The sequence below is a fragment of the Rhizobium sp. LARHSG275 genome (genome assembly GCF_052871115.1).
In genome coordinates, this window is the sequence record NZ_JBIXJN010000006.1 from 232,716 (window position 1) to 256,082 (window position 23,367).

The 23,367-nt window shown below is 61.6% G+C and carries 21 protein-coding genes; 17 read left to right on the top strand and 4 right to left on the bottom strand.

What is annotated here, in order from left to right:
• The first annotated feature begins 96 nt into the window (after nucleotides 1-96).
• Genes ACIPSK_RS09900 through ACIPSK_RS09915 form a run of 4 tightly spaced genes read left to right on the top strand, consistent with a single transcriptional unit; the run spans nucleotide 97 to nucleotide 5,604 of the window.
• The gene (locus ACIPSK_RS09900; RefSeq protein ID WP_162117586.1) at nucleotides 97-1,101 is read left to right on the top strand and encodes an ABC transporter permease; all 1,005 of its coding nucleotides are present in this window, start codon (nucleotides 97-99) and stop codon (nucleotides 1,099-1,101) included.
• Nucleotides 1,098-1,925, top strand: coding sequence for an ABC transporter permease (locus ACIPSK_RS09905; RefSeq protein ID WP_162117587.1), 828 nt, complete (start codon nucleotides 1,098-1,100; stop codon nucleotides 1,923-1,925). The genes ACIPSK_RS09900 and ACIPSK_RS09905 overlap by 4 nt, the downstream gene beginning before the upstream one ends.
• Nucleotides 1,918-3,549 (top strand): ABC transporter ATP-binding protein, encoded by a 1,632-nt coding sequence (locus ACIPSK_RS09910; RefSeq protein WP_162117588.1) that lies wholly within the window; start codon nucleotides 1,918-1,920, stop codon nucleotides 3,547-3,549. Before ACIPSK_RS09905 ends, ACIPSK_RS09910 begins: the two co-directional genes overlap by 8 nt.
• Before the next feature lie 51 nt (nucleotides 3,550-3,600).
• Nucleotides 3,601-5,604 (top strand): CocE/NonD family hydrolase, encoded by a 2,004-nt coding sequence (locus ACIPSK_RS09915; RefSeq protein WP_162117667.1) that lies wholly within the window; start codon nucleotides 3,601-3,603, stop codon nucleotides 5,602-5,604.
• A gap of 3 nt (nucleotides 5,605-5,607) precedes the next feature.
• On the opposite strand, the gene ACIPSK_RS09920 is transcribed toward ACIPSK_RS09915, so the two are convergent.
• Nucleotides 5,608-6,519, bottom strand: coding sequence for an alpha/beta hydrolase (locus ACIPSK_RS09920; protein ID WP_162117589.1), 912 nt, complete (start codon nucleotides 6,517-6,519; stop codon nucleotides 5,608-5,610).
• A 224-nt stretch (nucleotides 6,520-6,743) separates the two neighbouring features.
• Between ACIPSK_RS09920 and ACIPSK_RS09925 the strand changes: the two genes are divergently transcribed.
• Both ACIPSK_RS09925 and ACIPSK_RS09930 read left to right on the top strand, forming a co-directional pair.
• Entirely contained in the window at nucleotides 6,744-7,268 is a 525-nt protein-coding gene (locus ACIPSK_RS09925; protein ID WP_162117590.1) for an RNA polymerase sigma factor, read from the top strand.
• Entirely contained in the window at nucleotides 7,265-9,391 is a 2,127-nt protein-coding gene (locus ACIPSK_RS09930) for a vWA domain-containing protein (protein ID WP_162117591.1), read from the top strand. Before ACIPSK_RS09925 ends, ACIPSK_RS09930 begins: the two co-directional genes overlap by 4 nt.
• A 63-nt stretch (nucleotides 9,392-9,454) precedes the next feature.
• On the opposite strand, the gene ACIPSK_RS09935 is transcribed toward ACIPSK_RS09930, so the two are convergent.
• Nucleotides 9,455-10,381 carry an SMP-30/gluconolactonase/LRE family protein gene (locus ACIPSK_RS09935; RefSeq protein WP_162117592.1) on the bottom strand — a complete coding sequence of 309 codons (927 nt, stop codon included), beginning with the start codon at nucleotides 10,379-10,381 and terminating at the stop codon, nucleotides 9,455-9,457.
• A gap of 223 nt (nucleotides 10,382-10,604) precedes the next feature.
• Between ACIPSK_RS09935 and ACIPSK_RS09940 the strand changes: the two genes are divergently transcribed.
• Complete coding sequence (locus tag ACIPSK_RS09940; RefSeq protein WP_162117593.1) at nucleotides 10,605-11,681, top strand: LacI family DNA-binding transcriptional regulator; 1,077 nt, start codon at nucleotides 10,605-10,607, stop codon at nucleotides 11,679-11,681.
• Between the two features lie 80 nt (nucleotides 11,682-11,761).
• Here ACIPSK_RS09940 and ACIPSK_RS09945 read toward each other — a convergent pair whose 3' ends face one another.
• Together ACIPSK_RS09945 and ACIPSK_RS09950 are read right to left on the bottom strand one after the other, a co-directional pair.
• Nucleotides 11,762-12,793 (bottom strand): L-idonate 5-dehydrogenase, encoded by a 1,032-nt coding sequence (locus ACIPSK_RS09945; protein ID WP_162117594.1) that lies wholly within the window; start codon nucleotides 12,791-12,793, stop codon nucleotides 11,762-11,764.
• 10 nt (nucleotides 12,794-12,803) lie between these two features.
• Nucleotides 12,804-13,745 carry a 2-hydroxyacid dehydrogenase gene (locus tag ACIPSK_RS09950; RefSeq protein ID WP_162117595.1) on the bottom strand — a complete coding sequence of 314 codons (942 nt, stop codon included), beginning with the start codon at nucleotides 13,743-13,745 and terminating at the stop codon, nucleotides 12,804-12,806.
• A gap of 134 nt (nucleotides 13,746-13,879) precedes the next feature.
• On the opposite strand from ACIPSK_RS09950, the gene ACIPSK_RS09955 reads away from it, so the two are divergent.
• The 10 genes from ACIPSK_RS09955 (at nucleotide 13,880) to ACIPSK_RS10000 (ending at nucleotide 23,347) form a co-directional block, all read left to right on the top strand.
• Nucleotides 13,880-14,644 (top strand): SDR family oxidoreductase, encoded by a 765-nt coding sequence (locus ACIPSK_RS09955; protein ID WP_162117596.1) that lies wholly within the window; start codon nucleotides 13,880-13,882, stop codon nucleotides 14,642-14,644.
• Between the two features lie 13 nt (nucleotides 14,645-14,657).
• The gene (locus tag ACIPSK_RS09960) at nucleotides 14,658-15,203 is read left to right on the top strand and encodes a gluconokinase (RefSeq protein ID WP_162117668.1); all 546 of its coding nucleotides are present in this window, start codon (nucleotides 14,658-14,660) and stop codon (nucleotides 15,201-15,203) included.
• A 1-nt stretch (nucleotide 15,204) separates the two neighbouring features.
• Nucleotides 15,205-16,098 (top strand): NAD(P)-dependent oxidoreductase, encoded by an 894-nt coding sequence (locus ACIPSK_RS09965; RefSeq protein ID WP_162117597.1) that lies wholly within the window; start codon nucleotides 15,205-15,207, stop codon nucleotides 16,096-16,098.
• A gap of 108 nt (nucleotides 16,099-16,206) precedes the next feature.
• Nucleotides 16,207-17,703 carry an ATP-binding cassette domain-containing protein gene (locus ACIPSK_RS09970; RefSeq protein WP_162117598.1) on the top strand — a complete coding sequence of 499 codons (1,497 nt, stop codon included), beginning with the start codon at nucleotides 16,207-16,209 and terminating at the stop codon, nucleotides 17,701-17,703.
• 18 nt (nucleotides 17,704-17,721) lie between these two features.
• Nucleotides 17,722-18,762 (top strand): ABC transporter permease, encoded by a 1,041-nt coding sequence (locus ACIPSK_RS09975; RefSeq protein ID WP_162117599.1) that lies wholly within the window; start codon nucleotides 17,722-17,724, stop codon nucleotides 18,760-18,762.
• A gap of 51 nt (nucleotides 18,763-18,813) precedes the next feature.
• Nucleotides 18,814-19,911, top strand: a complete 1,098-nt coding sequence (locus tag ACIPSK_RS09980; protein ID WP_017968679.1) for an ABC transporter substrate-binding protein — start codon at nucleotides 18,814-18,816, stop codon at nucleotides 19,909-19,911.
• Nucleotides 19,912-20,007: 96 nt separating this feature from the next.
• Nucleotides 20,008-20,346, top strand: coding sequence for a hypothetical protein (locus tag ACIPSK_RS09985; protein ID WP_162117600.1), 339 nt, complete (start codon nucleotides 20,008-20,010; stop codon nucleotides 20,344-20,346).
• Between the two features lie 325 nt (nucleotides 20,347-20,671).
• Complete coding sequence (locus ACIPSK_RS09990; protein ID WP_162117601.1) at nucleotides 20,672-21,697, top strand: ABC transporter substrate-binding protein; 1,026 nt, start codon at nucleotides 20,672-20,674, stop codon at nucleotides 21,695-21,697.
• A gap of 34 nt (nucleotides 21,698-21,731) precedes the next feature.
• Nucleotides 21,732-22,622 carry an ABC transporter permease gene (locus ACIPSK_RS09995; protein WP_162117602.1) on the top strand — a complete coding sequence of 297 codons (891 nt, stop codon included), beginning with the start codon at nucleotides 21,732-21,734 and terminating at the stop codon, nucleotides 22,620-22,622.
• A complete protein-coding gene (locus tag ACIPSK_RS10000; protein ID WP_162117603.1) occupies nucleotides 22,598-23,347 on the top strand; it encodes an ABC transporter ATP-binding protein in 750 nt (249 codons plus the stop codon). Before ACIPSK_RS09995 ends, ACIPSK_RS10000 begins: the two co-directional genes overlap by 25 nt.
• Nucleotides 23,348-23,367 lie beyond the last annotated feature (20 nt).

The following is a 23,367-nucleotide window of genomic DNA, read 5'->3' on the forward strand; positions in this document are numbered from 1 at the left end:
TGGCAAGGGGCGCATGCCCCTCCGATCTCTAACGAAGCCGGGACCGTGGGATGAAAACCCGCGGTCCTCCCGACGTTTTAGCGCGAGGTCCTCGCCATGACCAATCCTGCCCCAAGCATCTTGCCCGGCCTCCGGTTCCGGCAGCGTTTTCCGCTGCTTGCCCTGATCCTCGAGCGCTTCGTGCTCAGCCTCGTCCTGCTCTTTGCCGTCTCCATCCTGATCTTCGGCGGCCTGGAAGCCCTGCCCGGCGATTTTGCCACCACCTATCTCGGCCAGTCGGCGACCCCGCAGGCCGTCGCCAATATTCGTCAGGATCTCGGGCTGAACCGCCCGATAACCACGCGCTACGTCGAGTGGCTCGGCAACGCCGTCCAGGGTGACTTCGGCACTTCCTGGGCCAGCAAGAATTCGGTGAGCGAACAGATCGGCAAGCGCCTCGGCAACTCGCTGTTCCTGGCGGGTTTCGCAGCGGTGATATCCGTGCCGCTCGCGGTCGGCCTCGGCATGCTGTCGGTGCATTTCCGCAACCGCCTGCCGGATAAGATCATCAACGTGATCTCGCTTGCGGCGATCTCACTGCCGGAATTCTTTATCGGCTACCTGCTGATCCTGTTCTTCGCGGTGAAGCTCGGCATGGCGACCTTTCCAGCGACCGTCTATGACAGCATGAGTTTCGTCGAGCGGTTGAAGGCGATCGCGCTGCCGACGGCGACCCTCGTGCTCGTCGTGCTCGCGCACATGATGCGCATGACACGGGCGGCGATCCTCTCCGTCATGTCGTCGGCCTATATGGAAACCGCCGAGCTGAAAGGCCTCAGCGCCTTCCGCTCGATCGTCAAGCATGCTGCCCCCAATGCGCTTGCGCCGATTATCAACGTCATCGCGCTGAACCTTGCCTATCTCGTCGTCGGCGTCGTCGTTGTCGAAGTGGTCTTCGTCTATCCCGGCATGGGACAATACATGGTCGATGCGGTCACCGTACGCGACATGCCCGTCGTGCAGGCTTGCGGCCTGATCTTCGCGGCCGTCTATATCTTCCTCAACATGACGGCCGATATCCTCGCCATTATCGCCAATCCCCGGCTGAGGCATCCGCGATGAGATTGAGAGACATCCCCATCACCGCCTGGATCGGCATGGCCGGTATCGCCATCGCCTTCATCTTCGCAATCTTCGCACCCTGGCTCGCCCCCTACGGCGAGACGCAGGTCGTCGGCGACGTCTGGCAGCTGCCTGATAACCAGTATATTTTCGGTCTCGATAATCTCGGCCGCGACATCTTCTCGCGGCTGATCTACGGTGCGCGCACGACGCTGACGGTCGCATCCGCCGCCACCGTCATCTCCTTCTCGCTCGGCATTATCCTGAGCTTCACCGCTGCCGTCTCGCGCGGCATCATCGACACCGTCTTTTCGCGCTTCAACGATCTGATGATGTCGATCCCGACGCTGATCTTCGCGCTCGTCGTTCTTGCGGTGCTCCCGCAAAACATCGTCGTGCTGATCCTTGTCATGGCAATCCTCGATTCCACCCGCGTCTATCGTCTCGGCCGGGCCGTGGCGCTTGATGTCGCCGTGATGGAATTCGTCGAGGCGGCGACGCTGCGCGGCGAAGGCAAGCTCTGGATCATCTTCCGCGAGATCCTGCCGAACACGCTGTCGCCGCTGCTGGCCGAATTCGGGCTGCGCTTCGCCTTCTCGATCCTGTTCCTCTCGACCCTTTCCTTCCTCGGCCTCGGCATTCAGCCGCCCGCGGCCGATTGGGGTGGCATGGTCAAGGACAACAAGGACGGCATCATCTTCGGCATTTCGGCAGCGCTGGTGCCGGGCACGGCGATTGCCGTGCTAGCTGTCTGCGTCAACCTCGTGGTCGACTGGCTCCTGAAACGCACATCCAGCCTCAAGGGAGGGCGCGGCGATGCCTGAGCTTCTTTCCGTTCGCAATCTGAAGATCGAAGCAACGAGCTATCCACCGGGCGAACCGCCCAAGCGGGTCACGATCGTCGACGGCGTTTCCTTCGACCTCAAGAAGGGCAAGGTCCTCGGCCTCATCGGCGAATCGGGCGCCGGCAAGTCGACGATCGGCCTCTCCGCACTTGCCTATGGCCGAGGCGGCGCCGAAATCACCGGCGGTGAGGTGCGGCTCGACGGCGCCGATATCCTGGCGCTCGGCAAGAATGGTATCCGGAAGATTCGCGGCGCGCGGGTCTGCTATGTCGCGCAATCGGCCGCCGCCGCCTTCAATCCGGCCCACAGGCTCGGCGATCAGGTGATTGAAGCGTCTGTCAAACATGGTTTGATGAGTAAGGAAGAGGCGCGCAAGCGTGCACTTTATCTGTTCGGGGTTCTTGGCCTGCCCAGTCCCGAAACCTTCGGCGAGCGCTTTCCTCACCAGGTCTCCGGCGGCCAGCTGCAGCGGGCGATGACGGCGATGGCGCTCTGCTCCAATCCCGAACTCATCGTTTTCGACGAGCCGACGACAGCGCTTGACGTCACCACGCAGATCGACGTGCTGGCGGCGATCAAGCATGCTATCGAGGAAACGCACACGGCCGCCCTCTACATCACCCATGACCTTGCCGTCGTCGCCCAGATCTCGGACGACATCATGGTGCTGCGCTATGGCAAACAGGTCGAATATGGCAGTGTCCAGCAGATCATCGAGGCACCGCGGGAGGATTATACCCGCGCCCTCGTCAATGTCAGGCAGGCCTACCGCGAGGAAGCTGCCGACCAGTCTGCAGCACTTCTCAAGGTCGACAATGTCAGTGCCGAATATTCCAACGGCTTCAAAGTGCTGCACGATGTCACGCTGCACGTGCCGAAGGGGCAGACGCTCGCGGTCGTCGGCGAATCCGGTTCCGGCAAATCGACCCTGGCGCGCGTCATTACCGGCCTGCTGCCGCCGAGCAGCGGCCGCATCGTCTTTGACGGCAAGCCGCTGATGCCGGGCCTGAAGAGCCGGCCGAACGACGATCTGAGGCGAATCCAGTTGATTTACCAGATGGCCGACACGGCGATGAACCCACGTCAGACGGTTCGCGACATCATCGGCCGCCCGCTGACCTTCTATTATGGCCTCAGAGGTGCCGAGAAGACCGCCCGGGTGAAGGAACTGCTCGACCAGATAGAGATGGGCAAGGGCTTCGTCGATCGCTACCCGGCCGAACTTTCCGGCGGCCAGAAGCAGCGGGTGGCGATCGCAAGAGCGCTTGCCGCCAAGCCCGAACTCATCCTCTGCGACGAGCCGACCTCGGCGCTCGACCCGCTGGTGGCGGAGGGTATCCTCAAGCTGCTTCTCCGCCTGCAGGAGGAAGAACAGCTGTCCTATGTCTTCATCACGCACGACATCGCCATCGTCCGGGCGATTGCCGACAGCGTGGCGGTGATGCATCGCGGCAAGCTGGTGCGGTTCGGTCCGAAATCGACGGCGCTATCGCCGCCCTTTGACGACTACACCGATCTGCTGTTGAAATCCGTGCCGGAAATGGAAATCGGCTGGCTGGAACGGGTGCTTGCCACGCGGCGCATGGAGAGCGCCGGTAACTGACTTGACGAGAGCCGAACCCTCGTCTCAAGGAGTATGCATCAAGGAATGAGCATGACCTCGCGCGGCTTCACCACCATCGAGAATGAATGGATTACGCTGAAGGATGGGACGCGGCTTGCCGCGCGCATCTGGATGCCGGATGGCGCGGAAAAAGATCCCGTTCCCGCCGTCTTCGAATTCCTGCCCTATCGCAAGCGGGATGGAACCAGCCTCAGGGATGAGTCGACCTACCCGGTATTCGCGGCCGCAGGCATTGCCGGCGTGCGCGTCGATATCCGCGGATCCGGAGAATCCGACGGCGTCATCGACGGCGAATATACCGAATGCGAGCTTGCCAATGCCTGCGAGCTGATCGCCTGGATTGCCGCGCAGCCATGGTCGAACGGCGCAGTCGGCATGATGGGCATCTCCTGGGGCGGCTTCAACAGCCTGCAGGTCGCAGCATTGCGCCCGCCGGCGCTGAGGGCTGTCATCTCGATCGCCTCGACCGTCGACCGATATAACGACGACATCCACTACAAGAACGGCTGCCATCTCTCCGCTCAGCTCTCATGGGCGGCGACGATGCTCGGCTACCAGTCGCGGCCGCCCGATCCCGCGCTTGTCGGCGAGCGCTGGAAGGAAATATGGCTGGAACGCTTGGCAGGCGAACCCTTCTTCATGGAGGAATGGTTGAGCCATCAGCGGCGCGACGAATTCTGGCGGCATGGCTCGATCTCCGAGGATTTTTCGAGCGTCGAGATCCCGACGCTGGTGATCGCCGGCTGGGCGGACGGCTACCGCAATACGCCGCTAATGGCGGTCGAAGGCCTGGGCAAAAAAGCCAAGGCGCTGATCGGCCCCTGGGTTCACAAATATCCGCACTTTGCCTGGCCGAAGCCGCGCACCGATTTCCATGGCGAAGCGATTGCCTGGTGGAACAGATGGCTGCGTGGCGAGGACAACGGCATCGACGGGTTGCCGCAGGCCCGCGCCTATATCCTCGACGCCGTCCGCCCTGCCCCGCGACGCGACAGCGATCCGGGCTTCTGGGTCGCCAAGGACGTCTGGTCGACGCCGCAGATGCAGTGCTTCTATGTCGAGCAATTCGGCAAGCTGACGGAAGGCATGCCGATCCCGCACGCGCCCGAACATCCCGTCTATGTGAGATCTCCGCTCGATACCGGGACGGCATCGGGCGAGTATTTCACGCTGAAACCCGACGCGGAAATGGCGGCCGATCAGCGCTTGGACGATGCCGGTTCGCTGGTCTTCGATACGATGCCGCTTGCGAGGGATTACGACTATCTCGGCCGGCCCGTGCTGACGCTTGCGCTGCGCTCTCGGGCGGTAGGCGGAAATCTCTGCGCCCGGCTCGTCGATATCCATCCGGATGGCACGGCAACGCGTGTCGCTTTCGGTGTCGTCAATCTTACCCACCGCGACGGCAATGCAGATCCCAAGCCGTTGATACCAGGCGAGAGGGTGTCGATCCGGCTCGTGCTCGACGCCTGCGGTTATCGCTTCCGCAAGGGCCATCGCATCCGCCTTTCGCTTTCCACCGCCTATTGGCCGATGATCCTGCCGCCGCCTGATGACGAGGGCATCGAGGTCGATATCGCGGCCCTCGGCCTGGGGCTGCCGATGCTCGGTAAGCACCAGCGGATCGACATCAAGGAACCGGCCAATCCCGATCCGCTGCCGAAATACATCGAGCACGCGGCCGCCGTAACGAAGCGGCAGGTCGTCCGCGACCTCTCGGCCAACCGGACGGACTATCACATCCGCGAGGATACCGGGCTCACCGAACACCCTGAGACAGGTCTCTCGACCCGGCAATTGCGGGAGGAAGTCTGGTCGATTTCACCGGATGATCCGCTGTCGATGACCGGGACGTCGACCTGGACCTGCGACATGCGCCGCCCCGGCTGGTTCGCCCGCACGGTGGCGACCGCGCGGATTGCCTGCACCCGGACCGACTGGGTTATCAGCGCTGTCGTCACCGCCTTCGAGGACGATGTTCAGGTCTTCGAAAAGGTCTTTGCGGAAAAGCGGATCGCGCGCGACCTGATGTGATCGTCAGGCCGCCGCAAAGCGCCTTGTGGCCTCGCAGACGGCGCGGAAGCCGTCGCGTGCGCCATCGCTCATGTGGCGGGCGCGGAGCCACGCATGCACCATCTGCGGCTCCTCCCGGAACCAGACCTCGACGCCCTCCGCGGTGAGCCGGGCAGCATAGTGCCGGCCGTCGTCTCGGAGCGGATCGAAATGCGCAACTGTGATGAAGGTCGGCGGCAGCCCGGCAAGCGAAGCTGGCTGCAGCGGTTCGGCGATCTTATTGCCTGCCGGTGCTTGCAGGATCTCGCGGTAATAAGCGACATCCGCCGTTGTCAGACCCGGCGCCGCGGCCATTTCGACATAGGAGCCGGCAGTAAGATCCCCGCCGAGCGCCGGGTAGATCAGGACTTGTCCGACGACGCCGGACAGGTCCTCGTCGCGCGCGCGCAACGCAAGGCCCGCCGCCAGATTGCCGCCAGCACTGTCGCCGATCAGCACGACCTTGCTATTGGCGGAAAGCAGATGCTTCAACACGGCAAAGCCGTCATCCGTCTGCGCCGGCCAGCGATATTCAGGGGCCAGCCGGTAATCGACCGAAACGAGTTCCGCACCGGCAAAATCGGCAATCTCGGCGCAGATGGCGTGATGGCTCTCGAGCGAACCGACAACGAAGCCGCCGCCATGAAGATAGAGTAGAACGGACCGCGTGCTGATTTTCCGCGGACGGTAGCGCCGGATCGGTATGCGCTGGAGCATGCCGTCCGCAAAGATCATCTCCGGGGGCAGCGGGCGGTCAAAGCGCGCGCAAAGAGCGTCGTACCAATGTCGCTGCTGTTCGATCGATGCTTGAACGGCGTCTGGCGGATAGAAGGCATCGCAAATCGCCAGAAACTGCAGGATGCCCTTCTCAGTGGGGGCAGGCGGTTGACCGGACATGGAGGTCCTTTCGCGATTTGGGACAAAATAAAATTATGTCCTTGGCCGACTTTGTCCCCATCATGCGCCTTCGTTAGGCGGACGACCTGTCTGGCCGCGACCCATAAATGTCGTGACACTCAAAATTTCCGATAATTTTTCGCCATCGACCCAAGGAAAGCCATCCGAGAAACGTCTCAATCTCGAAATAGCGTCTTGCTTGGTAGCATGGGGTAGGTGCGGAATTGGACGCGGAGCTCATAGAACGAGCGCACGGCGGTGACCGGGAGGCCTTTGGGCAACTGGTCTCGCGCCATTATGAATTCGTCCATGCGACGGCATGGCGTTGGTCGGGCAGTTCCACTGATGCCGACGACATCGCCCAGGAGGTCTGCGTCAAGCTCGGTGCGGCGATCCGCAGCTTTCGCGGCGCCAGCCGCTTCAGGACGTGGCTCTATACTCTGACGCTCAACGCCGCCCGCGACCATAGACGCAAACTTGCACGAGAGGAGCAGACATTCCGCGCCTACGCCGCCGAACCACAGCCCGATGCGCCTGATGGAAATGACGACGAGCTATCGAGCGAATTGTGGGCCGCCGTGCGCGCCTTGCCGGAAAGGCAATGCGATGCCGTGCTGCTCGTTTACGGCGAAGGTCTCAGCCATTCGGCTGCCGCCGATGTCATGGGCTGCTCGGAGGCGACGGTGTCCTGGCAGGTTCATGAAGCGCGCAAGAGGCTGAAGGCCGTGCTCGGCAAGGAAGAGGTATGACCGTGGACAAGGAACTCGAAAAGCTCTCTCACTCCACACCGCCGGCAGCGACTCCGGAGGCGCGTGCGCGTGCACTTGCTGCGGCGATGCAGGCCTTCGACACCGCGGAAAATAATGCGCCGGCCGCCCAAGGAAATGCGAAAGGCTGGCGTCAAAGCTCCATCATCAACTGGATATGGAGCCCTGCCATGAACAAGAAATTCCTCGCCGGTTCAGCCCTTGCGACACTGCTCGTCATTCCGGCCGCCGGTTACCTTACGATCGAGCTCACCCGCAACGGATCGCCGATCGTCGACCAGACCGAGATTGCCGGCAATCTTTCGAAAAGTGAGGCGTCGAAACAACCGGCTGCAACCGCCGGTCAGCCGGTCACGGTCGCGCCGCAAGCACCGGCCGGGAACAACAGCCTGGCTGAGCAATCTGTCGCTGTCGCGCCAGCCCCGCGGGACAAGGAGGCACCGGCACTCGCGAAACCCGATTCGTCGCAGACATCCGAATTCGCTGCCAACGACGTCGCCGCCCTCACGAACAAGCCGGAGGGTTCTGCGGCGGCACTCGGGGCGGCCAAGCGCTCGGCGCCGGCCGCTCCCGGCATCGTCCCCCAGCAGCAGTTGGCCGAACCGATGGCCGCCATTGTCCCCTCGCCTGCGCCACCTGCGGAGGGGCGTATGCAGATTCAGGTCGATCCGAATCGTGAGCGATTTGCTAATGCCGCGGCAAATCCGATCAAGAGCGTCGCGACGGATCCGGTCTCGACTTTCTCCGCCGATGTCGACAGCGCGTCCTATTCCTTCGTCCGCCGGTCGTTGACCGGCGGGGCGATGCCCGATCCACTATCGGTCCGCGTCGAGGAGATGATCAATTATTTCCCCTATGACTGGCCGGGTCCCGATAATGCCGATCAACCTTTCAAGGCGACGGTGACTGTCATGCCGACCCCGTGGAACCACGACACGGAATTGATGCATGTGGCGATCAAGGGCTATGACATTGCGCCGGCGACCACGCCACCTGCCAATCTGGTCTTCCTGATCGACGTGTCGGGCTCGATGGACGAGCCGGATAAACTGCCGCTGCTGAAGAGCGCCTTCCGGCTTCTGGTCAACAGGCTGAAACCCGACGATACCGTCTCGATCGTCACCTATGCTGGTAACGCCGGGACGGTGCTCCAGCCGACAGGTGTGGCGGAGAAATCGAAGATCCTGTCGGCAATCGACGGACTGGAGCCCGGAGGCTCGACCGGCGGCGCCGAAGGCATCGAGGCGGCCTACGACCTTGCTAAGCAGGGCTTCGTCAAGGACGGCGTCAACCGGGTGATGCTGGCGACCGATGGCGACTTCAATGTCGGTCCGTCGAGCGACGAGGATTTGAAGCGCATCATCGAAGAGAAGCGCAAGGACGGCATCTTCCTCACCGTTCTCGGCTTCGGACGGGGCAATCTCAACGATTCGCTGATGCAGACGCTGGCGCAGAACGGCAATGGCAGTGCTGCCTATATCGATACCTTGGCGGAAGCGCAAAAGACGCTGGTCGAAGAGGCCGGATCGACGCTGTTTCCGATCGCGAGCGACGTCAAGTTCCACGTCGAGTTCAACCCGGAACGGATCGCCGAATACCGGCTGATCGGTTACGAGACGCGGTCGCTGAACCGTGAGGATTTCAACAATGACCGTGTCGACGCCGGCGATATCGGCTCCGGCCACAGCGTCACGGCGATTTACGAGATTACGCCCAAGGGAAGCCCGGCAGTGATGAATGACGACTTGCGCTATGGGGCTGCCGATAAGGCACCGGCCGCGGCCGCTGACAGCGCCCATCACGGTGAGCTTGCCTTCGTCAAGATGCGCTACAAAAAGCCGGGAGAGGACAAGAGCGCGCTGATCACCACGCCTGTCGACGACAACAACGCGGTCACCACCCTCGATGCCGCGCCGCAGGATGTCCGTTTTTCGGTGGCCGTCGCAGCCTTCGGCCAGAAACTGAGCCACGTCGCCGCTCTCGACTCCTATTCCTACCAGGCGATTGCCAATCTCGCGGCGGCATCGCGGGGGACTGACACCTTCGGCTACAGGTCGGATTTCCTCGGTCTCATCAGGCTGGCGGACGGCCTCAGTCAACAATGAGGCAAGAGGCACAAAACCGCACTCAGCAGAGGCCGTCCCAAAAGGGCGGCCTCTGCTGAGTGATCATCCCAGTCTCGACCCGTTGGCGGTGAGATAAACAGCGTAGAGAGACGTGCTCGCGGTGATGAAGAGGCGATTCAATTTCTCGCCGCCGAAAGCGACGTTGGAGACGCCCTCAGGAATATGGATCTTGCCGATCAAAGTGCCATCCGGATCATAGGCGTGCACACCGTCGCCGGCGCTCGTCCATATCCGGCCTTTCCGGTCGACGCGAAAACCATCGAACAGGCCTGAGGTACATTCTGCGAAAACGCCGAGATCGCTCAACCTCCCCTCATTCGAGACCGCGAGCTTTCTGATATGACGCGGACCGCCGGGCAGATGCGTTGCCCCGGTGTCGGCAACATAGAGCAGCGTTTCATCCGGGGAGAAAGCCAGTCCATTCGGTTTGACGAAATCGGAGGTAACCTGATCGGTCGTACCTGTTGCGGGATCATGCCGGTAGACGTGGCATCCGCCGATTTCCGCCTCGCCGTAGTCGCCCTCGTAGTCGTGGAGGATGCCGTAGCTCGGGTCGGTGAACCAGATGGTCCCATCGGACTTGACGGTGACGTCGTTTGGAGAATTGAGCCGTTTGCCTGCAATTCGATCGGCCAGAACGGTGACCCTGCCGTCGAAATCCGTCCGTGTGACACGGCGCGTCAGATGCTCGCAGGTGATCAACCGGCCCTGATTGTCGACAGTATTGCCATTCGAATTGTTGCTGGGCGAGCGGAAGACCGATGTATGCCCGCTGGTATCGTCGTAGCGCATCATGCGGTTGTTAGGGATATCCGAAAAAACCAGATAGCGCCCGGCGGCAAACCAGGCCGGTCCCTCCAGCCAGCGGCCCCTCGTCCAAAGCCGCTCGACGCGGGCGTGACCGACGAAGCAGCTTTCAAAACGCGGGTCGAGAACCTCAAACCCCGTACCGTCAATTTGCCCGAACATGATGCTCCTCCGTCTCCTTAATTGTTATCGATATCATCTTGCCGTATTCTGACGGCTTCGTACAGGTACCGATCTGCCGGCCTTTGCGAAAATGCCCCAGGAATCCTGGTTCTTGAACTTTGGAATGGTGCATTCCTGCAATAATATCGATTGTACGATGATAGCGATAACTTTATCGTGTCTTGAATTGCCCAACTCGGAAGCTTTGTGAAAGCGGAGACCAGTGAAAAACGAGGATGAGCCGAAAGACAAGCGTCTCAAGCCGGGAGACGCTCAAAAGCTGACGATGGCGGAGGTCGCCAAATATGTTGGCGTCTCTGCCATGACCGTTTCGCGTGCCTTTCGCCAGGATGCGAGCGTTTCCGAGGAGACCCGGAAGCGCATCATGGAAGCCGTCGACGCCCTCGGTTATGTGCTAGATCTGTCGGCCGGCAGTCTTTCGTCAAGGCGGAGCGGCTTCATCGCCGCCCTGGTGCCCTCGATCAACAATTCGAATTTTTCCGACACCGCGCGCGGCATGACCGACGCACTGCAGAATACCGGCCTTCAACTCCTTCTCGGCTATACCGACTATTCGGCGGAGAAAGAGGAAGAGCTGATCGAGGCGATGCTGCGCCGCCGCCCCGAAGGCATCATCCTGACCGGTGGTTCGCACACGGCGCGCGCGCGGCGGATGCTTTCAAAAGCCGGCATTCCCGTTGTCGAGACCTGGGAACTTCCGGAAGATCCGATCAATCAGGTCGTCGGCTTTTCCAACAGTGAGGCGATGTCCCTGCTGGTGCGGACACTTGCCGGTCAAGGGTATCGGAAGTTCGGTTATATCGGTGGAACGACGGCGCGCGATACGCGCGGCAGCCAGCGACGAAGCGGTTTCCAGAAGACTGTCGAAGAATTGGGCCTCGGACCGGGACGGATGATTTCCTTCGGCGTGCCGCCCATCACCATGGAACAGGGCGGCCAGGCAATCGTCAGCCTGCTGGAGCGCTGGCCGGACACGGAAGTGGTTCTCTGCGTCTCCGACCTTTCCGCCTTCGGCGCCATCATGGAATGCACGCGCAGGGGAATGAAGGTTCCGCGGGACATCGCCGTTGCCGGTTTCGGCGATTACGAGATCTCGTCCATCTGTCATCCGCGCATCACCACCATCAATGTGGATTGTTATGGCATCGGTCGCCAGGCCGCCGCCCGCCTGCTGGATACCCTCCATACCGGCGAAGCGACCGGCGATGAGATCACATTGACGGGCTACAAGGTCGTCTTGCGCGAAAGCACGGACCGCAACGGCGCGCCGACCGCTTGAGACCAAAGCGCCGCGCGTCTTTTCAGATGCGCGGCGCTGTAACGCTTTGAATGGCTGCAGGGATCAGATCATACAGTCGGTCAGAAGGCGATCTGCACTTTCATGGATTTGCTGCGGTCGCCTGCCAATTCGAAGGCGGCAACGGCTTCTTCGATCCCGAAAACACCTGTCAGCAGCGGCTTCAGATCGACGCGACGCGCGTTGATCAGTTCGACGGCGAGCGCAAATTCTTCGTGAAAACGGAATGTCCCGCGCATCTCGATTTCCTTCGCCACGATCATGTTCTGCGGAATGGAAACATCGCCGCCAAGGCCGAGCTGCACGAGAATGGCGCGGGGTTTAAGCGTCTCCAGGCCGGCGCGCACCGCCCGCTCATTGCCTGACGCCTCGAACATGACATCGAAGTATCCCTTGTCAGCGCTGTAAGCCGCAAGGTCGGCAGCATGGGTGGCAACGTTTATCGTTCGATCGGCGCCGCTGGTGCGGGCAATGGCCAGGACGCTGTCGGTCACGTCGGTCGCGACGATTTCGCGGGCGCCGAGAACGCGCGCCGCGACGATCGCCAACATCCCAATGGGGCCGCAACCGGTGACCAGCACCCGTTTGCCGAGCAGCGAGCCGGCGCGGTTTGCGGCATGCAGCGTCACCGCAAAGGGTTCGGCAAAGGCGGCCTCGTGAATGGAAATGCCGTCTGCGACCTTATGGCATTGCCAACGCTCCGCCACCAGCCGCTGGCGAAAGCCACCCTGAATATGCGGCATCGGCATGGCGCTGCCGTAAAACCGCATGTTGAGGCAGTGGTTTTGCTGTCCTTTAAGGCAATATTGGCAATGGTTGCACGGCCGGCTCGGGGAAACCGCAACACGGTTTCCGACGGCAATATCGGCGACGCCGGAACCCAGCGCCTTGACCGTGCCGGCGATCTCATGGCCGAGGATCATCGGTTCGCGCAGGCGAACGGTGCCGAAACCGCCGTGATTGTAATAATGCAGGTCCGAACCGCAGATGCCGCCGGCTTCGATGGCAATCTCCACCTGCCCGGCGCCCGCAACCTCCGGCTCGCGATCTTCGATCCTCAGATCCTTGGCGGCATGGATGACGATGGCTTTCATATCGGGACCCTCACACGACGGGAGTTGGAAGCGGGCGACCTGCAAAATGCGCAGCGAGATTGTCTCTGACCAATTGGCCCATGGCCTTTCGGGTCTCGACAGTGCCAGAGCCGTGATGGGGCTGCAACACGACGTTTTGCAACGTCAGGAAACGGGCATCGATCTTGGGTTCGTTCAGGAAGACATCAAGGCCGGCCGCCTGGATGGTGCGGTCTCGAAGGGCTGCGATCAGCGCCTCTTCGTCTACGGTGGTCCCGCGCGAAACATTGATCAAGATGCCATTCGGGCCGAGCGCTTTAAGCACTTCAGTATTGATGATCTTCATGGTCGCCTCCCCGCCGGGGAGGATGACGATCAGAAAGTCGGCCCAATCCGCAAGCGCGATCAGGTCGGGCTCGTAGGTGTAGGCAACATCCGTGTGGTCATGGCGGGCGAAATAGGAGATGTCGCAGCCGAACGCAGCAGCCCTTCTGGCGATCGCCTTGCCGATCCGCCCCATGCCGGCGATCCCTACCTTCTTGCCCGAGACGCGCGTCACCAGCGGCATGGCGACACTGCCCCACTGGCCGGAGCGAACGAGGACATCGGCCTGAGGGACCTGCCTTGCTGTGGCAAGCAGCAGTCCGATGGCAATATCGGCGACATCTTCCGTCAGCACATCGGGGGTATTCGTGACGCGAATGCCGTTGGCGCGGGCATAGGACAGGTCGATTGCGTCGGTGCCGACGCCGTAACAGGAGACGATTTCCAGTTTCGGCAATTGCGCCATCAGCTCAGCGGACGCCCCGAGTTCGCCGCGGGTCGCTATGGCACGGATATCCTTGCCGACCCTGGAGATCAGCTCCTGCCGGTCTGCTGCTTCCCAGAGGCGATGGACGCGGTAGGTCGCCTCCAGATCCACCATGTCCCATTCCGGATAAGCTCCGGCCATCAAGATTTCTACCTCAGGCATTCCGTTTCCATCCCGCATTTTGACAGTTGATTATGTTATCGATAACATATAATTCGGAAAAGGGATGTCAAGTGAGTTTCACCGTCAGCGGCAGTTGAAGCCGTCACCTGCGGCGAAACCGGAGGAGTGATTGCATGAAGAACTTGTTCGATCTTACCGGACGGCGCGCCCTGATCACCGGCTCGAGCCAGGGGATCGGCTATGCCCTGGCCGAAGGCCTGGCGCAGCATGGCGCCGAGGTCATCATCAATGGCCGCACGCCCGAAAGCGTCAAACGTGCGGTCGAGAGCCTCAAGGATCAAGGCCTGTCTGCCCATGCGGCGATCTTCGACGTGACCAGCAAGGACGCTGCCAAAGCGGGTATCGACGCAATCGAAGCCGATATCGGGCCGCTCGACATCCTGATCAACAATGCCGGCATGCAGTTTCGCACGCCGCTGGAAGATTTTCCGGCGGACAAATGGGAGCTGCTGCTGACCACCAATATCTCGAGCGTGTTCTACGTCGGCCAGGCAGCGGCCAAACCGATGATCGCCCGCGGACAGGGCAAGATCATCAACATCGCCTCCGTGCAAAGCGAGCTCGCCCGTCCCGGCATTGCTCCCTACACGGCGACCAAGGGCGCGGTGCGCAATCTGACCCGCGGCATGTGCGCCGACTGGGCCAAGTACGGTCTGCAGATCAACGCGATTGCGCCGGGCTATTTCAAGACGCCGCTCAACCAGGCGCTTGTCGACAATCCCGAGTTCTCGTCCTGGCTCGAGAAGCGGACGCCGGCCGGACGCTGGGGCAATGTCGAGGAATTGGTGGGCGCCGCCGTTTTCCTGTCGGGCCGCGGCTCGTCGTTTATCAACGGGCACACGCTTTATGTCGATGGCGGCATCACGACCAGCCTCTGATAGAGACGAGACCATGGGCTTCGAGCAAAAGGCATCGCCTCTGGCCATTGTCGTCATGGGCGTCAGCGGCTGCGGCAAATCCTCGGTTGGAGAGCATATCGCCGCTCGAAACGGCATGCTGTTTCTGGAGGGCGACCAACTCCACCCCGCAGGAAATGTCGAGAAGATGGCGCAGGGCATACCGCTTACTGACGACGACCGCCTGCCCTGGCTCGACCGGATCGGCGAGGAAATAAGGACCGCGCAAGAAACGTCGCAAGGATTGGTGATTTCCTGTTCGGCGCTGAAGAGAAGCTATCGCGACAGGCTAAGACAGGCAGCGGGCGGGCGCCTGGCCTTTGTTTTCCTCAAAGGATCCCGCGACCTGTTGCTGTCGCGGATGCAGGCTCGCCAGGGCCATTTCATGCCGGCGTCGCTGCTCGACAGCCAGCTGCAAACACTGGAGCCGCCGACCGGTGAAGCTGGTGTGGTGACGGTGGCGATCGATAATGCGTTGGATGATATTGTGGCGATGGCTTGCCAGGAACTGAGCGGCATGGCCGTCAAGGGAGGAGATTAACATGCAGGATGACTACAGAGCAGATGTCGCCGTCATCGGTGCCGGCATCATGGGAACGGCGATCGTCACCCGATTGATCGAAACCGGGCATAAGGTCTCGGTCTTCGACCTGGATACCGAAAAAGTCGCGGCTTTGCAGGCCAAGGGCGCACGCGCGGCCGGCTCCGTGGAGGAAGCGGTCTCGCGGTCGGCGTTTTGTGTGCTGAGCCTCAATCACGCCAATATTGTCCGCGCTGTCGTCTTCGGCGAAAAGGGTGTTGCGGCGGCTGCCAATGCCGACAAGGTGCTGATCGATATGTCGTCGATCGACCCGGCCGACACGGCCGACATGGCGATGCGGCTGAGTCGGGAAACCGGCATGGCATGGGTGGATTGCCCGCTCTCCGGTGGCGTGCCGGGTGCGCTGAGTGGATGCCTGACGATCATGGCTGGCGGCAGCGCTGAGGATTTCGAACGGGCGCGCGTGGTGATGCGGCATCTTGCCGCCAATTACACATTGATGGGTGCATCCGGCGCCGGGCAGACGACGAAGCTGATCAATCAGCTGTTTTGCGCCGTGCTGTTTCAGGCCGTGGCCGAAGCGGTCAAGCTCGCTGAAGCCGGCGGCGTCGATCCGGCCGCCATTCCGGCAGCCCTTGCCGGCGGCAGGGCTGATAACCGGATAATGCAGGAATTCATGGCAAAATTCGCTACCCGGGATTTCTCGCCGACAGGCAGAATCGACAACATGTTGAAGGACCTGGATTCGCTTCAGGCCTTCGCGCTGAAGACCAAGACGCCATTGCCGATGACCGGCTCGGTGGTCGAAATTCACCGCCTGCTCTGCGCTGCCGGGCTCGGGCCGAAGGACTCGGCCGAGATGATGCGTCTTCTCGACGGATTTCAGGCCGGCTGACATCAATCTCGTCGAGAAATTCGAGATCGTCATCTTTCCACTTGACCACCCACAAATGTTATCGATAACATACGATCAATGACAACCGCAGCTTTGGGAGGAGCCACAGTGGAAGCCAAGAGACTGCTGGAGTTCCAGTCGATCACCAAGAGCTTCGGCGGCACGCAAGCGCTGCGGGACGTCTCGATCGACCTGCGCGAGGGGGAAATCCTCGCGCTGCTGGGGGAAAACGGCGCCGGCAAATCGACGCTGATCAAGACGCTCGCGGGTATCTACAAGCCCGATAGCGGCGACATCCTTTTTCGCGGCCAGAGCTACCATCATCGTCCCCCGAAGCCGAACGAACGGCAGCCGGTTGCCTTCATCCACCAGGATCTCGGTTTGATCGAGTGGATGACGGTCGGCGAGAACATGGGCCTGTCGCAGGGTTTCTCGATGCGTCGCGGCCTGATCGATTGGAACAGGACGCAGGCGCGCGCCAAGGAAGCCTTGAAACTGGTCGGTTGCGACTTTGACCCCACCACGCGGGTCTCGGCATTGTCGCGCACCGAAAAATCGCTTGTCGCCATTGCTCGTGCGCTTGCCGTCGAAGCCGACGTGCTGGTGCTCGACGAGCCGACGGCGAGCCTTCCCGCCGATGAAGTCGATCGGTTGTTCAATGCGATCCGTCCGTTGAAGGATCGCGGAGTCGGCATGATCTACGTCTCCCACAGGCTGGACGAAATCTTCCGGATTGCCGATCGGGTCGCCGTTCTGCGCGACGGTTGCATGGTGGGACAGAAACCCGTCAGCGAGACCACCCCCGACGAGCTGGTGACGATGATCATCGGCCGCAGCGGCGACAGCCTCTTTTCCAAGACGGCGATCACGCCCGGCAAGGCGATCGTCGAGGTCCGCGATCTCGTCTGCGCCGGCACAGGCCCGATATCCTTCGAGATCCGCGAGGGCGAGCTTCTGGGACTGGCTGGATTGCGCGGCGCCGGTCAGGAACGGATCGGCCGCGCCCTGTTCGGTTGCGAGCCCTTCAACGGCTCGGTTCTGCTGCATGACGAGGCCCCCGACCTTTCCAGCCCGCGGCGGGCCATGGCATCGGGCATCGGCTTGATCGCCCGTGACCGGACGGAGGAATCCGTGGCGCTCTCACTTTCCATTCGGGAAAATACCTACCTTAATCCGGGAGCCGTCGGGCGTGGGCTCTTGTCCTTCCTGTCGCCGCGCGGCGAAGCCGATCTTGCCCATAAGATCGGTCATTCCGTCGGCCTGCGGCCGAATGACCCGGATCTGCCGGTAGAGGCACTGTCGGGCGGCAATCAGCAGAAGGTGGTCGTCGGCCGCTGGCTGGCGACCGGCCGCAAGCTGCTGGTCGCCGAAGATCCGACCGCCGGCGTCGATATCGGAGCGCGTGCGGAGATCTACCGTCTGATCACCCAGGCGCTCGAGGCCGGCCTCGCGGTTGTCGTGGTGTCGACCGACTTCGAGGAAATCGCCCATACCTGCCACCGCGCGCTGGTTTTCTCGCGCGGCAAAATCGTCAGCGAACTGACTGGAAGCGCTCTGACGACGGAGGCGGTCATCACGGCCGCATCCGCATCGGAAGCCGCTTGAGCCATCGGGAGAACAGCCATGCAATCCATTGAATCCACGGCGCTGGAGCCGACCAAGAGCGAAATGGCGGGCCTGTCCACGGGACAGAAGATCGGACGCCTGATCCCGGTCTACGGGCTGGTGATCCTGACCGTCGGCCTGATCGTGATCTTCTCGATCCTTCTGCCCGATACGTTCCCGACCCTGTTGAACGTCCGCTCGATCGTGTCCGACAAGGCCATCATCGCGCTTCTATCGCTGGCTGCGATGATCCCGATGGCATCGGGTCGGATCGATCTGACCGTCGGCTATGGCATCGTGCTCTGGCACATTCTCGCCATCAGCCTGCAGACGGCCTACGGCCTGCCCTGGCCGGTTGCTGTCGTCATCGTGCTCGCGCTCGGTATTCTTACCGGCTTTATCAACGGCCTGCTGGTCGAGGTCGCGAAAATCGACAGTTTCATTGCGACGCTCGGCACCGGAACGGTCCTCTATGCGCTTGCGCTCTGGCACACCGGCGGGCGACAGGTGGTCGGCGTCCTGCCGGAGGGATTCTATGCGCTGAACGGCACCATGCTGTTCGGCCTGCCGATCACAGGCTTCTACGTGCTGCTGATCGCGGTCTGCATGTGGATCGTGCTCGAATACCTGCCGATCGGCCGTTACCTCTACGCCATTGGCGCCAATCCGAAGGCGGCGGCCCTCAATGGCATTCCGGTCCGCAAATTCGTGATCGGCGCCTTCGTCACCTCGGGGCTGCTTGCGGCTCTGACCGGGGTCCTGCTCGCCTCGAAGCTGCGCATCGGCCAGGCGAGCGTCGGCCTCGAATATCTCCTGCCGGCGCTTGTCGGCGCGTTCCTCGGATCGACGACGATCAAGCCGGGACGGGTGAACGTCTGGGGTACGTTGATCGGCGTCATCATCCTGGCGGTCGGAATTTCCGGAATTCAGCAATTCGGCGGGTCGTTCTTCGTCGAACCGCTGTTCAACGGCGTGACCCTGCTGATTGCCATCGGCATAGCAGGTTACGCCCAGCGCAAGCGCGGAGCTGTGAGGAGGATCACACCCGCATCCAAATGAGGATGCCGGCCCATCCCGGCATTTCATAACAAACAAAATGGAGGAGTGAACATGAAGCGCAGAACATTATTGCAGGCAACGGTCGCAACCGTCGCCGTTATGCTGAGCATGCCGGCATTGGCCGATTCAATGGCTGACGCCAAGGCCGTGGTCGAAAAATATGCTTCGAAGGTGAGCGCCTGGGATGGCCCGACGAGCGGCCCCAAGGGCGCTGCCGGAAAGAACATCGTCATTCTGGCCGCCGATATGAAGAACGGCGGCATCCTCGGCGTGGTCAACGGCGTTCAGGAGGCTGCAGGCGCGCTCGGCTGGACGGTGAAGGCGCTTGACGGCGCCGGTTCGATCGGCGGGCGGACCGCGGCTTTCGGCCAGGCCATGGCGCTGAAGCCGGATGGCATCATCATCAACGGCTTTGACGCGGTCGAGCAGAAGCCCGCGATGGAAGCAGCCAAGGCTGCCGGCATTCCGATGGTTTCCTGGCACGCTGCCTCGGCGGTCGGTCCGGTTCCCGACGTCGGTGTCTTCGCAAACGTGACCACCGATGCGATGGAAGTGTCGAAGTCGGCGGCGGACTGGGCCTTTGCCGATGCCGGCGGCAAGCCGGGTGTCATCATCTTTACCGACTCCACCTATGCGATCGCGATTGCCAAGGCCGATCGCATGAAGAAGGAGATCGAGGACCTCGGCGGCACGGTGCTCGAATATGTCGACACGCCGATCGCCGAAACCTCTCAGCGCATGCCGCAGCTGACCACATCGCTTCTGCAGAAGTATGGCGCGAAGTGGACGCATTCGCTGGCGATCAACGACCTCTATTACGACTTCATGGGACCTTCGCTCGCCTCGGCGGGTATTGCAGGCGACGGAAAACCGGTGAACGTCGCAGCCGGCGACGGTTCGGAGAGCGCTTATCAGCGTATCCGCGCCAAGCAGTTCCAGGCCGTCACGGTCGCCGAGCCGCTCAACCTTCAGGGCTGGCAGCTCGTCGACGAATTGAACCGCGCCTTTGCGAAAGCGCCTTGGTCCGGCTATGTGTCGCCGCTCCACGTGGTGACCAGCCAAAATGTCGAGTTTGACGGTGGACCGAAGAACAGCTTCGATCCCGACAACGGCTATCGCGATCAATACAAGAAAATCTGGGGCAAATAACCCTTTCCGATCGGGGCGTATCGATCGATACGCCCCGATATCACGACAACACTCCAACATCGATCCAGCTCCGGCGAGTTTTGGAAAAGAGAACCTATGATCATTCGTTATGCTTTGTTTGAAGGCGAAATCCATCCCGGTAAAGAAGGGGAATTCCGCGAATTCGTACGGCAGCGGCTCGTGCCTCTCTGGACGAAATTTCCAGGCGCCGAGGAAATCCGGGTGCTGGACGGGATGGAGCGAGACGCAGGCGCTCCGATCTATGCCATGGCGCTCGCCATTCGTTATCCCGATATGGACGCGGTAAATGCAGCACTTCTCTCCGACGTGCGGTCGCAGAGCCGCGAAGTCACCGGCGAACTCCTGCAGCTCTTTACCGGCAAAGTGCATCATCACGTCTTCTCGGCCAACGAATACGCGCCGCATAGCGCCTGACACAAGGCGATCCCGACGTCCGCGACGGCTTGGCGTCTGAAGGGCGGTCACTGCGGTTTGCTGCCAAGCCTTTATCAAGAGCAGGGTTAAACAAGGCCCCGTAAAGCGCCGTGGACGAACGTCCCAGGCGCTTTTTTCACGCCTGGATACATCGACCCTCGTGCCGACGCGCCGGATGCGATCGTTCCGGTTGCCCGACTTTTGAGGACATTTTTCCCTCAGCGCCACTTTCATTAAACTAAATAGTCTATCGATTTGGTAGATTATATTCCATCTTACCGTGCATCGCTCCTGCAATCAGCAATCCGAAACGGGAAGATCGACGATGACATTGGCAAAGACATTCAAAATTGCGTTGTTCAGTCTGCTTGGTCTCAGTGCCATTCATGGTCCGGCCGGAGCCCAGGCAGACGCTCCCCTCCTTCCCAAGGTGCCGCCGGGCACGGTGCTGACAATTGGCGATCCGGTCACGCAGAAAGCGCTCGAAGTGTCCGGCCTCGGCAAGGAGCTCAGTTTCGAGGTCAAATGGGCCAATATCAGCGGCGGCCCGCAGACGTCGGAAGCTTTCCGCGCCCATGCGCTCGATGTCGGGTCCGTGGCCGAGATCCCTTCGATCTTCGCCAACTGGAACAATCTGCCCGTCCGCAACATCGCCTATCGCGAACGCCGTGACCCGATCGCCAATCCCATCTACCGCTTCGGCATCGCGCCAGGCGCGGCCGTCAAGACGCTCGCGGATTTCCGCGGCAAGCGCATCGCCTTCAGCCCGGGTCAGGCCCAGGGCACGCTCGTTCTACGCGCGCTGCACGCGGCAGGCCTGAAGAGCGGTGACGTCACCCTGGTGGAACTGCCGAGCACCAGCGACGTCTACCCGAAGGCATTGGCGAGCAAGCAGGTCGATATCGCGCCGCTCGGCGGCGTCTACATCAGGCGCTACATCACCCAATACGGACCTGATGGCGCCACCCTCGTGGAGCATGGCCTGCGCGACGATCCGAGCCATCTCTATGCGCCGCAATGGGTTCTGGACGATCCCGCCAAGGCGGCAGCTCTCGCCGAATATGTCGGTCTGTGGGCACGCGCCACCGAATGGGTGAACCGCAACCCGGACCTCTGGATCAAGGAATATTACGTTGGCCAGCAGGGCCTCAGCCAGGAGGACGGGGAATATCTCGTCAAGCTGACCGGCGAACAGATCGTTCCCGCCGATTGGAGCGAAGTGAAGAAGCGTCACCAGGAAACCATCGACCTGCTGGCAGACGAGCTCGGCTACAAGCCCCTCAATGTGGAGCAGATTTTCGACAATCGCTTCGAGAAGCTCGGCGCTGCGGCTTTGGCCAAGAGCCAGTAACGCTCGACACCCCTTCGGAGAGGAGATTTGAAGCATGGCAACCACTTGGGATGCAGATGAGGCGAAACTGTCGCGGTCGTCGGGCGGTCGAATTGTGAGGGCAGGTTCTCGCCTCGTGAAACCGGCTGGCTCCACTGGTCCCCGAGCCCGGCGCAGGTTAGGCCCCGGACCGGCGATCCCTTTCGGATTGCAGATCGGGCCGGCATTGCTCGTCTTGACCTGGGTCGTTGGCTCGGCGCTCGGATGGATCGACCCGCGGATCCTGTCGGCGCCGTGGACGGTGGTCGAGGCTTTCGTAAGGCTCATCGAGCAGGGTCGCCTGCAGGACAATTTCGTGACGTCGGCGACACGCGCCCTGCTCGGCCTTAGCATCGGTTTGCTGATCGGTACGGTCCTAGCGGTGATCGCTGGCCTTTCCCGGATCGGCGAAGCCCTGATCGACGGGCCGGTACAGATCAAGCGCGCGATACCGACGCTGGCCCTGATCCCCTTGCTGATCCTGTGGTTCGGCATCGGCGAGAGCATGAAGGTTACGACCATCGCGCTGGCCGTGATCGTGCCGATTTACATCCACACCCACAACGCGCTCCGCAGCATCGACAGCCGTTATGTCGAACTGGCCGAAACCCTGCGGATGAGCCAGAAGGATTTCATCCTTCAGGTCGTGCTGCCTGGTGCCTTGCCGGGTTTTCTTCTGGGTCTGCGGTTTGCCGTCACTCTCTGCTGGGTTTCTCTCGTCGTGGTCGAGCAGATCAACGCCACCAGCGGGCTCGGTTACATGATCGATCTTGCCCGCAATTACGGGCAGACCGACGTCATTCTCGTCGGCCTGGTGGTCTATGTGCTGCTCAGTCTCATCTCGGACGGTCTCGTCCGCCTCATCGAACGGAGGGCCCTCTCATGGCGCCGCACCCTGGCAAACTGAAGCCCGCAACCAAGGCCGTCCATGTGCGAAACCTCGCACGGCGGTTTGCGATGAAGACGATCCTCGACGGCATCGATCTCGATATCGATGAAGGCGAATTCGTTGCCCTGCTTGGCCGCAGCGGCTCCGGCAAAAGCACGTTCCTCAGGGCTCTTGCCGGTCTGGATCACGGTGTCGAGGGAACCGGCACCCTCGAGACGCCGGAGAGCCTTTCGGTGGTTTTCCAGGACGCCCGCCTGCTGCCCTGGCGCACCGTCATCCAGAACGTCACGCTCGGCTTGACCGGCGTCTCCGGCCAGGAAGCCGGACGGAAGGCTTTGGCGGAGGTAGGACTTGCAGGCCGGGAAACGGCGTGGCCGAACCAGCTTTCGGGTGGCGAGCAGCAGAGGGTCGCTCTTGCCCGTTCGCTAGTGCGCGAACCGGCCCTGCTTCTCGCCGATGAGCCGTTCGGCGCGCTCGACGCGCTGACCCGGCTGAAAATGCACGATCTGCTGCGGGAGTTGTGCGCCAGACACCGTCCTGCCGTGCTGCTCGTCACCCACGACGTCGATGAGGCGATTTCGCTGGCCGACCGGATACTGGCTCTCGATGAAGGCCGCCTCATCGAGGATCTCAGGATCGATCTGCCGACGCCGCGCGATCACGGCGATCCGCGCTTTGCGCAATTCCGAATCCATCTCCTCAGCCGGCTCGGGGTCGAGCTTCCGGGCCGCAAGGCCGCCTGACATCAGCAACAGTTCAATTT

What these genes read in the sequence shown, in the direction of transcription:
- ACIPSK_RS09900 (WP_162117586.1), top strand. Translation starts at nt 97, where the DNA reads ATGACCAATCCTGCCCCAAGCATCTTGCCCGGCCTCCGGTTCCGGCAG.
- ACIPSK_RS09905 (WP_162117587.1), top strand. Translation starts at nt 1,098, where the DNA reads ATGAGATTGAGAGACATCCCCATCACCGCCTGGATCGGCATGGCCGGT.
- ACIPSK_RS09910 (WP_162117588.1), top strand. Translation starts at nt 1,918, where the DNA reads ATGCCTGAGCTTCTTTCCGTTCGCAATCTGAAGATCGAAGCAACGAGC.
- ACIPSK_RS09915 (WP_162117667.1), top strand. Translation starts at nt 3,601, where the DNA reads ATGACCTCGCGCGGCTTCACCACCATCGAGAATGAATGGATTACGCTG.
- ACIPSK_RS09920 (WP_162117589.1), bottom strand. Translation starts at nt 6,519, where the DNA reads ATGTCCGGTCAACCGCCTGCCCCCACTGAGAAGGGCATCCTGCAGTTT.
- ACIPSK_RS09930 (WP_162117591.1), top strand. Translation starts at nt 7,265, where the DNA reads ATGACCGTGGACAAGGAACTCGAAAAGCTCTCTCACTCCACACCGCCG.
- ACIPSK_RS09935 (WP_162117592.1), bottom strand. Translation starts at nt 10,381, where the DNA reads ATGTTCGGGCAAATTGACGGTACGGGGTTTGAGGTTCTCGACCCGCGT.
- ACIPSK_RS09945 (WP_162117594.1), bottom strand. Translation starts at nt 12,793, where the DNA reads ATGAAAGCCATCGTCATCCATGCCGCCAAGGATCTGAGGATCGAAGAT.
- ACIPSK_RS09950 (WP_162117595.1), bottom strand. Translation starts at nt 13,745, where the DNA reads ATGCCTGAGGTAGAAATCTTGATGGCCGGAGCTTATCCGGAATGGGAC.
- ACIPSK_RS09955 (WP_162117596.1), top strand. Translation starts at nt 13,880, where the DNA reads ATGAAGAACTTGTTCGATCTTACCGGACGGCGCGCCCTGATCACCGGC.
- ACIPSK_RS09960 (WP_162117668.1), top strand. Translation starts at nt 14,658, where the DNA reads ATGGGCTTCGAGCAAAAGGCATCGCCTCTGGCCATTGTCGTCATGGGC.
- ACIPSK_RS09965 (WP_162117597.1), top strand. Translation starts at nt 15,205, where the DNA reads ATGCAGGATGACTACAGAGCAGATGTCGCCGTCATCGGTGCCGGCATC.
- ACIPSK_RS09975 (WP_162117599.1), top strand. Translation starts at nt 17,722, where the DNA reads ATGCAATCCATTGAATCCACGGCGCTGGAGCCGACCAAGAGCGAAATG.
- ACIPSK_RS09980 (WP_017968679.1), top strand. Translation starts at nt 18,814, where the DNA reads ATGAAGCGCAGAACATTATTGCAGGCAACGGTCGCAACCGTCGCCGTT.
- ACIPSK_RS09985 (WP_162117600.1), top strand. Translation starts at nt 20,008, where the DNA reads ATGATCATTCGTTATGCTTTGTTTGAAGGCGAAATCCATCCCGGTAAA.
- ACIPSK_RS09990 (WP_162117601.1), top strand. Translation starts at nt 20,672, where the DNA reads ATGACATTGGCAAAGACATTCAAAATTGCGTTGTTCAGTCTGCTTGGT.
- ACIPSK_RS09995 (WP_162117602.1), top strand. Translation starts at nt 21,732, where the DNA reads ATGGCAACCACTTGGGATGCAGATGAGGCGAAACTGTCGCGGTCGTCG.
- ACIPSK_RS10000 (WP_162117603.1), top strand. Translation starts at nt 22,598, where the DNA reads ATGGCGCCGCACCCTGGCAAACTGAAGCCCGCAACCAAGGCCGTCCAT.